We start from the raw sequence: 14,638 nt of genomic DNA, 5'->3' as shown, positions 1-14,638 counted from the left end.
ATTTTGTTAATCGAGTGGGCTGTTAAGGTTTGGTATTTCCTATCATTTTACACGTGCTCATAATGTTTTTAAAATGTATATCATATTCAATATAAAGGTGAATAAACATTCGCTAAATGATACATTTACTTAATAGTTAAATCTGCTGTCAGTCGTATGAAAAAAAGAATAATAAAAATAGCGCTGAGTCTGATCTGCATATTTATGAGTCTGCTAAGTCCGTTAAAGGCTGCTGACTTAGTGCAGCGAGTATTCAGTGATCGTGATGGATTGAGTAACACAACCGTTCGGGATATCAGTTTTGATGTTCATGGATTTACATGGTTAGCGACCGAAGAAGGTTTATATAGGGTCAGTAATACGAAAGTTAGACGTATTGATAAACGCAATGTTGGCCTAAATTTAGACAGAAATATTTTTTACTTAGTTGAGCCACTAAATGAGCAATATGTTTTGGTGAGTACTGCTCGTCAAGTGTATTTATATGATGTGATTAAAGACCATTTTATTCGCTTTGGATCTAAAGCGTTGTTTCCGGAGTATCAAGCCGATGGTATTGTTGATTTTATTAAAAATCCTGATGGTAGTTATTTATTTTTAACCTATGATGGGGAATTACTTCAATTCTCTTACCATGATCTTTCCTTAGAGCTACTGAGCTACTTACCTTTTCATCCTGATATTCCATGGCGATATATGACGGATATGGGCGATCACATTGTGGTTGCTACTGAGCATAGTCTCCAAGTTAGATCTAAGTCAGGTGCTCGCGAAGCACAAGTGGGATGGGATGAAGCCTTAGGCACGATAAAGCAGTTGTTTACTGATTCAAGCGGTCAAGTGTGGATGGCGACAAGCCATGGATTATACCAATTTGATAGTCAAAGTTTTAGGGTTAAACCGATTACTCAATTACCTTCTTATATTGCAAAAATGACTGAAGATAATCAGGGTTTTTTCTGGTTGGCCACTCGGGTCGGTTTATTGAAATGGCATCCAGATAACATTAACGTTAAAACCTTTAGAGGTGAGTTGAAAGAAGCGACAGATCTTGATTATATTTACGCTATTAATATTGATGCCAACGGATTAATTTGGATTGGCGGTTCGGGTGACGGCGTTGCCATTTTAGCGGAGCCCCCTGACTTTTTATTGGATGTGGTATCGAGCGCCGCCCCTTATCAATTACCTAATGAATTAGTTTGGTCTATTTTTTCCGATGAAAAAGCCCTGTGGTTAGGGACTGATGGCGGTTTAATTCGAGTCGACAAAAAACACCGTTCCAGTACGAGTGTGATGCCTAAAGGGCTAAAAATAAGTAATAGTATTTATCAAATCCATGATTTTGTTGATGAACAATTGTTATTATCGACGACAAATGGTCTTTTCGTTGTCAATAAGGAAATCGGGCAGGCAAAGGGGAACCATTGGTATGGGCAGCGACACTTTTTAGAAAATAAGGTTATTTATAGCAGTTATCAAGATCCCCTTTATCCCGATAGCTGGTGGGTCGCGACGAATACAGGTTTATTTTTTTGGCAACCCAAGCTCGCTAAACCGAAAAAAATTAGACTGGGATTATCTGAAAATAATCAAGGACTTTATAAAGTTAACATCGTTTATCGCGATAATAATCGTTTATGGATTGGCGGTGATGAACTCTTTGGTTATCTTGATGAAAATAAACAGTTTCATTCTTACTTGAAAGATATCTCCATCGATGACACTCGCTCTAGTGTTGATGTCATTGAAGAAATTAGGCCCGGCGTCTTGTGGTTAGGCACTGCCGTTAATGGGGTTATTGAATTTCATATTAATACCCATAAGGCAAGCTCACTAGAGAAGCTATGGGGGGTATCTTGCCAGAGTGTCTACTTCATTCAACAAACGGATAAAGCTCGTATTATTGGCTGTTCATCTTCAATTATTCGTCAGGATAAGGCCACCCATGAAGTCTTGGTGATCAATGACAATGATGGTTTGATTAGTAATGAGTTAAATCAAGGGGCGTATTTTTTCGACTCTGATAAGGGCTTATATGTCGGGACGCCTAATGGTGCTATGCTATTGGATACCGATTTACTCAAAAATAGAGTCAAACAAAGTAGTGCACTCATTGAATCCATTAATGTGCATTATGATAATCGTGTGCAATTAAGTTTATTGCCAGAAAAAGCCAATGTGATTGCTGCTGGCGCTAAATTGATTACTTTTCAGCTAAGTCGAAGTGATTATTTGGACGACAGTCTAATGGTATTAAAATATCGTTTGATTCAGGATGGGGCAAGAAAAAATAATGACTATTTGCTATTAGAAGGCCAGCCACAGCTTAATATTCTGGGGCTTAAAGCCGGTGATTATGTGTTAGAGGTGTTAGTCCAGCAAAATGGAATATGGGCTAGTCGTCCCTTATTATTTTCGTTTACCGTTGAAGAATTTTGGTGGCAATCTATTTGGTTTACGGTATTTGTTTTACTGATTTTGTTGGGCGTATGTATTATTGGATTTGGATTACGCAGGCAGCATGGTTTAGCGTTTAGAAGTGTTAATAATGCTTTATTAGAAAGCGAAGACCGATTACGTCAATCATTGAAAGGCAGTGATTCTGAGTTGTGGGAATGGAAGCGTGAGACAGAGTTATTTAGGCTCGGCAATGAAAGTGGTGTATTAGGTGTTGAAGATAAACTAATTTATCTAAAAGAAAGTGAGTTTCCTGTACACAAGAAAGAACGAAGTGCTGTTTTTGGGGCTTGGAATGAGATGCTTGCAGGAAAAAGAGAGCGTTTTGATTGTGAGTACCGCTATCGTCGCATCGATCGTTCTTGGGGCTGGATGAAAGTGCGTGGACGTCCCGTTGAATGGAATGAAGTTTCTGGTGATATTACTCGAGTTGCGGGTATTTTCACTGATGTCACATTACAACGAAAATTAGAGGGTGACATCAAACTGTTAGCGCAAGCATTTGAAAATACGTCTGAAGGCGTGTTGATTTTAGATAATCAAGAGCAGATTAAAGTCACGAATAAAGCCGCGAAAGAACTTATTGGTGCAGAAGAGTCATTAATTGACTGGTCTTTTTCAGAGCTCGTCTTACTTTATAATGGGCGTTTTGGCACCATTGCTGAATTATTGTCTCAAAACCTAACATGGACGGGTGAATGTGAGTTAGTGCGTGAAAATAAGGCTCCTTGTCCTATTTGGCTTAATATCTCAGCTATTATGGGAGATAGGGATGATATCACTCATTTTGTGGCTGTTTTTTCAGATATTACAGAAAGAAAACGTGTTGAAGCTAATTTACGTCAATTAGCTAATTTTGATATGTTAACAGGCCTTCCTAATCGCGCGCTATTTTCAAATCGATTATCGAAAGCGATTTACCGTGCTCATCGCAAAGGCGAAAAACTGGCTTTACTTTTTTTAGATCTCGATCGTTTTAAACACATTAATGATTCTTATGGGCATAGCATGGGGGATGCGTTATTAGTCGAAGCGGCAAAACGATTACAAGCGTGTGTACCCTCTGATGAGTCATTATGTCGTTTTGGAGGGGATGAGTTTGTCTTGCTTTTACCCAATATTATTCATATCGATGTGGTTAATCAGTTGTGCCAACAATTATTGACAGCTATTGCGGCACCTTTTTCTTTATATGGGCGTGAATTTTATATTTCAACTAGCATTGGAGTGAGTCTATGGCCTGAAGATGCTAGTCAGGCTGAGACACTGATAAAAAATGCCGACCTTGCCATGTATCATGCTAAAGAAGAAGGCAGGGGAAATATTCAATATTATTCCGCAGAACGTAATGAACAAGCGTTATATCACATGGGATTAGAGACTGATTTACGTAAAGCTATCGAGCGTGATCAATTTGAACTCTATTACCAACCACAAGTTGATACACAAAAAGGTAATAAATTGATCGGAATGGAGGCTTTGCTAAGGTGGAAACACCCTAAAGAAGGATTTATTCAACCCGATCTTTTTATTAAAGTGGCTGAAGGCTGTGGGCTTATTATTGATATTGATCGATGGGTACTAAAGCAAGCCTGCTTGCAACGTCGGCAATGGGATAAAGATGAGACGAAAAATGTAAAACTGTCGATTAATATTTCAGGGGTCCACTTTTTGCAAAGTGATTTTATTGATTATATCAAAGAAGTTTTGAGCGATACGCAATGCGCCGCATCTGGTGTCACGTTAGAGATAACTGAAGGGGTGCTAATGAAAGAGCTTAATATTGCTAAAGCCCACTTGTCTGAGTTGAGAGCGTTAGGGATTAATGTCGCAATTGATGATTTTGGCACCGGTTACTCTTCGTTAGCTTATTTACGCCATTTTGATGTTACGAGCCTTAAAATTGATCGCTCTTTTTTAAAGGACATTACTGCCAATAAAGCCGATCAAGCCATCGTGAGTAGCATTATTGAACTCGCGAAAAACTTAAACTTAGATTTAATTGCCGAAGGTGTTGAAAATAAAGAACAACTACAACAAGTATTAAGCAGAGGTTGTTATCAAATCCAAGGTTATTATTTTTCAAAACCTATGCCGTTTGATGAGATGCAAGCTTATATCAAACGTTTTGCCTTAACGGCTTAAGCACATTTTCATATTGATACAAAAGACTATTTTATGGTACCTCGCTTATTACTATTGATTTTTATGATACCGTTGTCTTATTCATTGTTAGCTGCAGAACGACCTCGGATTGGATTAGTATTAAGTGGTGGGGGCGCCAAAGGTGCTGCGCATATTGGTGTGCTAAAAGTGCTAGAAGCCAATCGTATTCCTATTGATTATATTGCCGGAACCAGTATTGGCGCCTATGTCGGTGGTATGTACGCGTTAGGCTACAGCGCTACAGAAATTGAAACGATCATGATGAACACGGATTGGACTCAAGGTTATTCTGATACGATCCCAAGGGAAGAGCTGAGTTATCGTAATAAAGGCTTAAGAGATCTCTATAATATTCCTATCAATATGGGTTATAGCGATAATGAGGCTAAGTTTCCTGCGGGACTCTTGCGCGGACAAAGTATGTCGCGATTATTAAGGCAATCAACTAATTTAGTGCAAGAATTTTCAAGTTTTGATCAACTGTCTATTCCTTATCGCGCTGTGGCGACCAATCTTGAGACCAGTGCGGCTGTAATATTAGATTCTGGCAGTATAGTACAAGCGATGCAGGCATCGGCATCTGTCCCAGGTGCATTAGCACCGACAGTCATTGATGGAAAGTTATTGATTGATGGGGGAATTGCTAATAACTTGCCCGTGGATGTAGCGAAGGCGATGGGCGCCGATATTATTATTGCGGTCGATATAGGTTCACCTCTTGTGGATAAAAAACAACTCAATAATACTATTGATGTATTAAGTCAATTATCAACCATGTTAACTAATGCCAGTGTGATACGGCAAAAGCAGTTATTAACCAAGGACGACATTCTTATTCGCCCTCAAATTGATGAGCTGAGTACGACAGATTTTTCCATTATGCAAACAGCGTTATTGCTGGGAAAAGAAGCGACGCAGGGACACTTAGAGCGCTTGTTAGATTTTCAAGTGTCTGAAGACGAATATGCGAGTTATGTTAAAGATAAGCAATGGAAAAGTGAGTTGTGGCGCCAAGAATTACTGCAGCCTGTGATCCGTATCGTTATTGATAATGATGCTAATGTGAATGAAACGCTGATCCGAGAGACGTTCGATATTACCGTTGGGGAAAATATTACCACTGAAAAATTAGATGAGGGTATTGAGCGTGTTTATGCCCTTGATTTATTTGAGCGCGTTGATGCGGAGTTTAATGATACCGATGAAGGGCGTGTATTGACGCTAATCACCAGAGATAAATCTTGGGGGCCGAATTATTTTCAGTTGGGATTTAGCTGGGAAGATGATTTTAGTAATGATTCGATTATAGAAGTGGATTTAGCGTATACCTTGACCAATGTTACCGCCAATGGCGGACAGTGGCGAAATGAACTCATGTTAGGTTATAACAAGATGCTAGCCACGGAATTTTATCAGCCTTTAGATCCTAGGGAGCGTTATTTTAGTCGAGCACGGATTGAATTTTCGTCTACTCACTTACAATATTATGAGGATAATGCTTTATATTTGGATTTGATACAGAAAGTCTACAATGCTGAGCTTGGTCTGGGGGTTAATTATGCCAATGGCGGCAGCATTGAGCTTGGGGGGTTGAGTGAAATAGGTTCAGTGAGCAATGATACATCGGAGTCTACAGACTTAGACTACACCAGTTATGGTGCGTATTTGAAATTTGGTTTTGATGATCTCGATAGCATCAATTTTCCCACTTCAGGTAACCGATTTACCCTTAATATGTATTTACGCCATGAAGATTATCAACAAAGTTCTGTTCAGAATAATGAGGATTACTCATTACAGATAGAAGCCGATTGGCGTGGAGCCATCAGGATTAAACATCATATCTTCATGGGAATTGCTTCTTTTGCGACAGTGGATACTGATACGTTTTTTACCGTCAATACATCAGAGTTAGGTGGCTTTTTAAATTTATCGGGTTACCATCAAAATGCATTATTTGGTTCACATAAAGTATTCAGCGCCTTGGTTTATCAGTATGATCTGGGGCGAGATATGTTAGGTCTAACGCAGTATCCACTTTATTTAGGCACGAGTTTGGAAGCCGGTAATGTATGGCAGCAGCGTGATGCTATTGATTTAGGTGATTTAATTTACTCAGGAAGCTTATTTTTGGGAACTGATACTGGTGTAGGGCCGACGGCACTGGGCTTTGGTTTTACCAATACTGGCGAGCAAAGTGTTTTCTTATTTATGGGTAATATTTGGTGATTTTAAATTTTATCGATGCTTATTAGTTCTTTTTGTAAACTTTTGGTTACATAGGTGTAGTTGTGTATTACATGGCTATCTAATAACATGCGAAATAATTTATATATGAATAACATGGATATACTAAGCGATCTGAAGCTCGACTCTCTGCTCGCTTAGGTATAGAACAATAAAATTGGGGACTATAATGAAAAAAGTAAGTCATTTAGCATTAACCATAGCGTTAAGCTTAGGGTTAGTTGCTTGTGGAAGTAGTGGGATATTCAAAAGTAGCGCTGAAAAAAATCATTCTGAATTAATTTCAGGCATCGATAAAGCGAATTTCGATACTGCGATCCGTCCTCAAGATGATTTTTACTATAGCGTTAATGGTACTTGGCTAGCCACTCATCCAGTTCCTGCTGATAAATCCAATTATGGCGCATTTTCTGTACTTTATGAGCAAAGTCAAGCCGCTTTAAAGCAGATAATTGAAAAAGCTGCAGCTAAACCCAATAAAACCCCAGGTTCTACCGATCAAAAAATTGGTGATTTTTATGAAAGTTATATGAATTCTGCGTTAATTGAGAATTTGGGTGTTATGCCGCTTAAGAGCTTATTGAAGCAAATTGAGATGGCTAAAGATCATGATGCGGTTGCCGGTATGATGGGAGAGTTACTCACCAATGGCGTGACCATGCCTTTTAGTTTTTATGTGAGTAATGACGCTAAAAACTCATCTCAAAATGCCGTTTATTTAGGGCAATCGGGATTGACCTTACCGGATCGGGATTATTATTTAAAAAACACCAAAAAATTTGCTAAGAATAGAGCCGCGCTTAAGCAATATGTTGAAGACATCATGGCGCAAGCCGGCTATGTGTATTCAGAGCGTGCCAGTGACAGTGTGGCAAAAATTGAAGCCTTTATTGCTAAAAGTCAATGGAGTCGAGTTGAGTCTCGTGATGCGCTCAAGACTTACAATAAGATGGATGTTCAGCAGCTAAATGCTAAATTGGGTGAGTTTGATCTTGTGCCGTTTGCTAAAGCGGTTGGATTTAGTCAAGCCAAAGAGATGATTGTTGAGCAACCTTCTTATTTTTCCTTGTTCGGTAATAATTTTAACGCCTTTAGTGTGAGAGAGTGGCAAGATTATATGGCCTTTCATTTAGTGGATGCTTACGCAGAGTTACTCAGCAAGAATTTTGTTGATTTGCACTTTGATTTTCATGGTAAAACATTGATGGGTATCGAAGTTCAAAAGCCACGTTGGAAAAAAGCCGTCGATGCTGAAGATGAAGTGATTGGTGAATTAATTGGACAAGAATATGTTGAACAACATTTTAAGCCCGAAGCAAAAGCGAAAATGGAAGTCATGATCCATAACCTGATCAAAGGTTTTGAGATCAGTATTAATGAATTGGAATGGATGACACCAGCGACGAAAGTGGCGGCTCAAGAAAAGCTCTCTAAATTTACTTATAAAATTGGCTATCCCGATAAGTGGAAAGATTACAGTAAATTAACCATTAAAGCAGATGACTTAGTGGGTAATTTTGAGCGTTATGCCAAATTCGAATATGCAAAAATGATCGATAAGTTGGGTAAACCCATTGATCGCACTGAGTGGCATATGACGCCGCAAACGGTGAATGCTTATTATAATCCAGTGATGAATGAAATTGTGTTCCCTGCGGCGATCCTACAACCGCCATTCTTCGATATGCAGGCAGATGATGCGGTGAATTATGGCGGTATTGGCGCGGTTATTGGTCATGAAATTAGCCATGGTTTTGATGATCAAGGCGCTAAATATGATGGTGATGGTAACCTACGTGATTGGTGGACCGATAAAGACAGAGAAGAGTTTCAAAAGCGTGCCGCAAAACTGGCGGCGCAATATTCGAAATATGAAGCCCTGCCGGGTGAGTTTGTTAACGGTGAGTTAACGCTGGGTGAGAACATTGGTGACCTAGGTGGCTTAACCGTCGCTGAGCGTTCTTACCGTTTAAGTTTAAAGGGTGAGTCTTCGCCGATCATTGACGGTTTAACCGGTGAGCAACGCCTGTTTATGGGCTGGTCACAGGTGTGGCGTCGTAACTATCGTGACGAAGAGCTAAAGCGTCGTTTGTTGGTCGATCCGCATTCACCGAGTCATTTCCGCGCCATGGGCACGCCGAGAAACATTCCTGCGTTCTATGAGGCATTTGATCTTTCTCCGAGTGATAAAATGTACTTCCCAGAAGAGCAACGGGTTAAGATTTGGTAGGGCGATATTGGCTTCATCATAAAGATAACTGAAGCGGGTACGTTGACAGTAAAAAGCGGATCGACTCGAGTCGATCCGCTTTTTATTATTGATTAAAAATTAAAGTTATCAAGTGCAGTGTTGATAACATCGTCAGCGATAATTTTATGGGCTTGTGTTGTTGGGTGGCTGACCCCCCAAAAGACATAATTGTCAGACCCATAAGTAGAGCAGTCATTTCTTAGCGCATGGGTTTGTAAATAATTAATTGATGAGTTCTCATTAATATCTAAGCAAGAATCATTGGCATTACGTAATCCAAAGTTTTCAGGCATAGTCGTGATCTGCTCAAAAATACTCTCGGCATCATACAGTGTGATGTTTAAACCTTGTGCTTGAAGTTCGGGAACTAATTCGTCAATAAACGCGTTAAATTTTTCGACTCTTGTTTGTACTTTTTCAATATCTTCATCAGTGGCATATTTAAACTGCGGTGCTTTGCTGGCATCGATGAGATTAAGCAGTAATATATTTTCAATACCATTTTCCATCAATAAATCGATGGATTGTTCCAAATCCTCACTCACAGCTGCAACGGTGCGATCGTAACTGACAAAATCATTGAGTCCGACTTCTAAGGTGACTAAGGTATTTTGAGGTTGGTAATTTTTAGCCACTTGTACTTGTTCTAAATAGGTTTCAATTTGGCCAGTAATGCCTTTGATGATGATGTATTTATCTTCACCAGCGGCGCCGCCAATAGCCCAAGTGTGTAGAGGTAAATCTAGTGCCTTAGCCAAATACTCTGTCCAAACAAAACCATTAGAGAAATGGCCTAAGAACCAGGTGCTGTCATTTGGGAAAATACCTTGTGAGAAGTTGTAAAAATTACCCGTATCAGAAATACTGTCACCAAAGCTAACGATTTTATTAATTTTATCTGGTTGCGCTTGTGCCTCATTAGTCCAAATACTGTGATTATGTGATAGGCGACTATTTGCGGCAAAAAAAGTGATATCAGCATTTTCATTATCGAGATCTAATGTCGCTTCACAGCGTTTCTGGATGGTATCTGCTGTGGTTTCTGTATAAAAAATATCATTCCAATCATTGGCGGAATACCAATAACCTTTTAACTTGTAATAGTTGCCATTTTCCTTGAGTGCCCACTCCCAATCTGTTGCCGCTTGATTATGGTTATCATCGGTTCTATACCAACATTTTACATAGGTCTTGGTTTCATCTTCTTGGGTCGCGCTGACTTCTTTTGCCGAAAGAATATTGGTGTCTGCATTCGCATAAAAAGACAGACACAAGAGTGGGAGTAAAGAATATTTTTTCATTGATACACCTTCAATCTAACCGAGTTATTATTGTTTTTACTCAAGTCATTAAAATGACTTGGTATTGCCGTTTAAAGAATAGCTTCTTGAAACAGTTGAGTGCTTTTTTGTAAACACTTTGTTCTTTTTTAACACTAGCAATACTTTTAGCAAAGACTAAATTAGCATGACTCATAACTCATTATTAGATTTAACACTCTACATTCTCTGTGTTATCTTTTTATTTACATTTATGGCTATCTTGTTAATCTTTCTGTAGTTAGACATATAACATTTGTGTCAATATGCTTGTATGAAGATAATCTTAATTGAAGATAAAGGCTTTATTGGCATTTTTAGGTGTGGTTAACTTTCCCTTATAAATGATTTTAATGTTAAAGGATTAATATGTTTGTGTTACCTAAACTCACCGATTCAACACTATCGCTTGATAATAAAATACTCACTTTGACGTTCAATCGTGATGATGTACGCAATGCACTCACGGGAACACATATTGTTGATGATATTGTGCAGGCCATAACTTGGGCGAATTCGTGTTTAGAGGTTGCTGTGGTGATCATTACCGGAGCTGGAGCGGCATTCTCATCTGGCGGAAATGTGAAAGATATGGCTGAGCGTCAGGGGGATTTTGCCGGGAATGCGAGCGAACTTGAAGCACGATATCGTCGGGGGATCCAACGTCTTCCTTTGATCATGCAGCAGGCTGAAATGCCCGTGATTGCTGCGGTGAATGGCGCAGCGATTGGGGCCGGTTTTGATCTGGCTAATATGTGTGACTTACGCATTGCGTCTAATAAAGCAAAATTTGGGGAAACTTTTATTAATCTTGGATTGATCCCCGGTGATGGCGGGGCTTGGTTTATGCAGCGCTTGATCGGCTATCAAAAAGCGGCGGAATTGACTTTAACGGGGAGGATTATTGATGCTCAAGAAGCAGAGGCGTTAGGCATTGTTTTACAGGTTGTCGAGCCTGAATCACTGATGGATGCAGCCAATGGCATGGCATTGGAGATGGCCAGTAAACCTGCTGCGGCTTTACGATTAACGAAACGATTGATGAAAACAGCGCAGCGAACCCAGTTGGCAGACTTTTTGGATATTTGTGCCGCTTATCAAGGCATGGCACATCAGGAACCTGAGCATTTAAGTGCCGTAAACCAGCTTATTGATAAGATGAATAAGCCGAGTTTAGCGCACAGTAAAGAGAATGAGTAGTCCCAAAATGTTGACTTTGGGACTATTCATAAACGGATTGTTAAGTGGCTTGGGTATAGCTTAATGCTAGTGTCTGCGTTATGCCGCATTGTTCGACTAAGTCTTTATCGTGACTAATTAAGATAAAAGCCCCTTCATAAGCGGCTAACATATTTGCAAGCATCTGTTTTGATTCTATATCAAGGTGATTGTCGGATTCATCGAGTAGCACGAGCGGTAGCTCGGGTTGCTGGGTAATGGTAAGTAAGGCTAATTTCATTTTTTCGCCTCCACTTATTTTGTCAAAATCTCGGTTAAAATAGATTTTCCTGAGCCATTTAGAACAATCAAGCCAGTGAGACGGGCTTGTAAGCGACAAGAGATATTATCAAATAAATATTCACCGTCTTCAAATTGATAAGAAAGGTGGGTGGGTGGCGTGTAATAAAGGCATAGCAATCCTCCTGAGTGACAGGAGATAAGACGCTGACTTACAGGCTCATACTTTAAGTAAGATGTGTGAGTAAGAGAGTGGTTATGCAGATGTACCTATAGATAACGTTAAGCTTACAGATCATCATGAAGCGGCGTCTAATCCTATTAATCCAAATAAAAGGTGGATAACAGGCTTAGTTGTTCATGTTGGCATCATCTTTTGTTTGAGTGAACGTTAATATTAACGGCTAATGCGGTTGAAAATCAAGCCCCAAGAAGTTTGGGGTTTTTATGTCGTCAAATGGAGAGTATGAATGAATGTATCATTGAATAGTAAGTTACCCCATGTTGGTCCAACTATTTTTTCTGTAATGACACAATTGGCCAATGAACATAACGCGATTAACCTTTCCCAAGGTTTTCCTGATTTTCAATGTCCACCGTCACTGATTGAAAGAGTCCGTTTTTATATGGAGCGGGGTGATAATCAATACGCCCCTATGGCGGGACTGCCTATATTGCAGCAACAAATAGCGGTTAAAGTGGATAATTTATATCATTTAAAGCTCAATGCTGCTGAAGAGGTAACGATTACTTCTGGTGCCACGGAGGCATTATTTTGTGCTATTCAAACGGTTATTCAGCCCGGTGATGAAGTGATTGTTTTTGATCCTAGTTATGATTCATATGAGCCTGCGATTATTTTAGCAGGAGGAAAAGCGGTACATTTGCCTTTGATCACACCTGATTACCATATTGATTGGGAAGTGGTTAGGCAATCTATTAACCCCAGAACGCGTCTTATTATCATTAATAGTCCTCATAATCCGACTGGTGCAGTGCTCACTGAAGAAGATATGTTGCAGTTATCTGAAATAGTGAATAAAAATGATCTGTTTTTGTTATCTGATGAGGTATATGAACATATTATATTTGATCAGCAATCACACCAAAGTGTGCTCAAGTACCCCGATTTATATCAGCGATGTTTTGTTGTATTTTCGTTTGGAAAAACCTATCACGTGACGGGGTGGAAAGTTGGTTATTGTATCGCACCGCCAATGTTGACAAGTGAATTTAGAAAGGTGCATCAATTCGTGACTTTTGATACAGCTACGCCTTTACAGTACGGGTTAGCTGATTTTATGAAAAGCGATCCGCAGCATTATTTGGATTTACCTCATTTTTATCAGCAAAAAAGAGATTTGTTTTGTCGATTGTTGTCGAAATCAAAGTTCACTTTATTACCCTCGAAAGGGACGTATTTTCAATTACTGGAATACAGTGGTATTAGTGGATTGAATGATGTGGATTATGCCAAAACATTAACGGTGGATGCTGGGATTGCCGCGATCCCTATTTCGGTGTTTGCCAAGCAGCCGATAAAAGAAAAGTACTTACGTTTTTGCTTTGCAAAGGATGACGCCACGTTAACTAAGGCCGCTGCGATATTAACTCTTTTGTAATAGCCTGCTGTGATTGCTTTCTATAATCGCTTTTTTGTATTCGTGCTTGTTCATGGTTAGCTTTCATTTTTTATGTATTTTTTAACCAATTAATTAAGTGATTCGATAATGCTAAAGGCTCTTCTAAAGGTAGCATATGGCCATTACTCTCATTGGAGTACGTAGTGCAATGTGGATAAGTATGGGTGAATTTATGTAACCATTCAGTATTAATGAAAGGATCTTGAGTATTGTAAAAGAAGGTCATATTGATGCTGAGTTTAGATAATGCTTCAAATAAGTCATCTCGATTTGTTGTCCACAGAAGTTGGCTTTTAAGCGCCTTTTCACCGAGTTCCATATCCATGCGCATTATAGTATCGATGAGCTCTTCATTTTGAGATTTTTTGTCTAAAAGTGTATTGGCTTTCTGCCTTGTTATCCCTTTATATCCATAATCATTGATGTATTTCAATGTTTCTTGGCGTTCATTTATTTCGATGGTTGTTAAAGGACAAGGTGTGTTAGAAATAATAAATATTTTATTGATCCTGTGAGGGTATTTAGTTGAAAAATACGCAGCAATATAGCCACCTAGAGAAAAACCAACCAGATTCACTTTTGGTTCTTGAAAAATGTCATCTAACGAGTCTGTAATGCTGTCGAGGCTGAGTCCGCTTAAAATAGGAATATGAATTAAATCATATTTTGCATTCAGCAATGTTGATAGTTTATCCCACAACTTAGCATTACACATGGTGCCGGGGAGTAAGTAAATTTTTTCTTTCATTCATTCACCGCTCAAGATGATTACTGTTGTGACGAGTGTAGTGTTTAGTATAGAACACGTCGCTTTTGCTTAGAGGTCAAGCATTACTAAATATCTCGTTACTTATTTTATCTTAGCAATATTTCACTTATGCATGATCACATTATAGCAATGAGCATCGAACAAGGAGTGGCATTGAGTTTAATGCCATGAAATTATCGATATTTTTCTTTGCTATACTGAAAACAATAACTGGAGTAATTAACAAACGGTAAACCCCCGGCTCTGCCGGGGTGACTCGCATAGGTTTCACCTATACCGCGGTATAGGTAGGCTCAAGTCTCGACCAAAAGACAGGAGAGCAACC

General features: G+C 39.2%; 8 protein-coding genes. 5 read left to right on the top strand and 3 right to left on the bottom strand.

Going from position 1 to position 14,638, the window contains the following annotated elements; translation table 11 throughout:
* The first annotated feature begins 204 nt into the window (after positions 1–204).
* From L2764_RS15075 to L2764_RS15065, 3 genes are all read left to right on the top strand, one after another.
* Positions 205–4,605: an EAL domain-containing protein gene (locus L2764_RS15075; protein ID WP_248941095.1), complete on the top strand. Its 4,401-nt coding sequence runs from the start codon at positions 205–207 to the stop codon at positions 4,603–4,605.
* A 33-nt stretch (positions 4,606–4,638) separates the two neighbouring features.
* The gene (locus L2764_RS15070; protein WP_376708427.1) at positions 4,639–6,855 is read left to right on the top strand and encodes a patatin-like phospholipase family protein; all 2,217 of its coding nucleotides are present in this window, start codon (positions 4,639–4,641) and stop codon (positions 6,853–6,855) included.
* A 187-nt stretch (positions 6,856–7,042) separates the two neighbouring features.
* Positions 7,043–9,103: a M13 family metallopeptidase gene (locus tag L2764_RS15065; protein ID WP_248941093.1), complete on the top strand. Its 2,061-nt coding sequence runs from the start codon at positions 7,043–7,045 to the stop codon at positions 9,101–9,103.
* A 92-nt stretch (positions 9,104–9,195) separates the two neighbouring features.
* Here L2764_RS15065 and L2764_RS15060 read toward each other — a convergent pair whose 3' ends face one another.
* Positions 9,196–10,425, bottom strand: coding sequence for an SGNH/GDSL hydrolase family protein (locus L2764_RS15060; protein WP_248941092.1), 1,230 nt, complete (start codon positions 10,423–10,425; stop codon positions 9,196–9,198).
* Between the two features lie 387 nt (positions 10,426–10,812).
* On the opposite strand from L2764_RS15060, the gene L2764_RS15055 reads away from it, so the two are divergent.
* Positions 10,813–11,643 carry an enoyl-CoA hydratase-related protein gene (locus L2764_RS15055; RefSeq protein WP_248941091.1) on the top strand — a complete coding sequence of 277 codons (831 nt, stop codon included), beginning with the start codon at positions 10,813–10,815 and terminating at the stop codon, positions 11,641–11,643.
* A gap of 40 nt (positions 11,644–11,683) precedes the next feature.
* On the opposite strand, the gene L2764_RS15050 is transcribed toward L2764_RS15055, so the two are convergent.
* Positions 11,684–11,902 (bottom strand): P-loop NTPase family protein, encoded by a 219-nt coding sequence (locus tag L2764_RS15050; protein WP_248941090.1) that lies wholly within the window; start codon positions 11,900–11,902, stop codon positions 11,684–11,686.
* Between the two features lie 469 nt (positions 11,903–12,371).
* Here L2764_RS15050 and L2764_RS15045 point away from each other — a divergent pair, with 469 nt between their 5' ends.
* The gene (locus tag L2764_RS15045; RefSeq protein ID WP_248941088.1) at positions 12,372–13,523 is read left to right on the top strand and encodes a methionine aminotransferase; all 1,152 of its coding nucleotides are present in this window, start codon (positions 12,372–12,374) and stop codon (positions 13,521–13,523) included.
* A 70-nt stretch (positions 13,524–13,593) separates the two neighbouring features.
* Here L2764_RS15045 and L2764_RS15040 read toward each other — a convergent pair whose 3' ends face one another.
* The gene (locus L2764_RS15040) at positions 13,594–14,292 is read right to left on the bottom strand and encodes an alpha/beta fold hydrolase (protein WP_248941086.1); all 699 of its coding nucleotides are present in this window, start codon (positions 14,290–14,292) and stop codon (positions 13,594–13,596) included.
* Positions 14,293–14,638: the final 346 nt, after the last annotated feature.

This window comes from Shewanella surugensis, assembly GCF_023284005.1.
GTDB lineage: Bacteria > Pseudomonadota > Gammaproteobacteria > Enterobacterales > Shewanellaceae > Shewanella > Shewanella surugensis.
The sequence above is the reverse complement of the archived record's forward strand: the minus strand, read 5'-3'. Positions and strand labels throughout refer to the sequence as shown.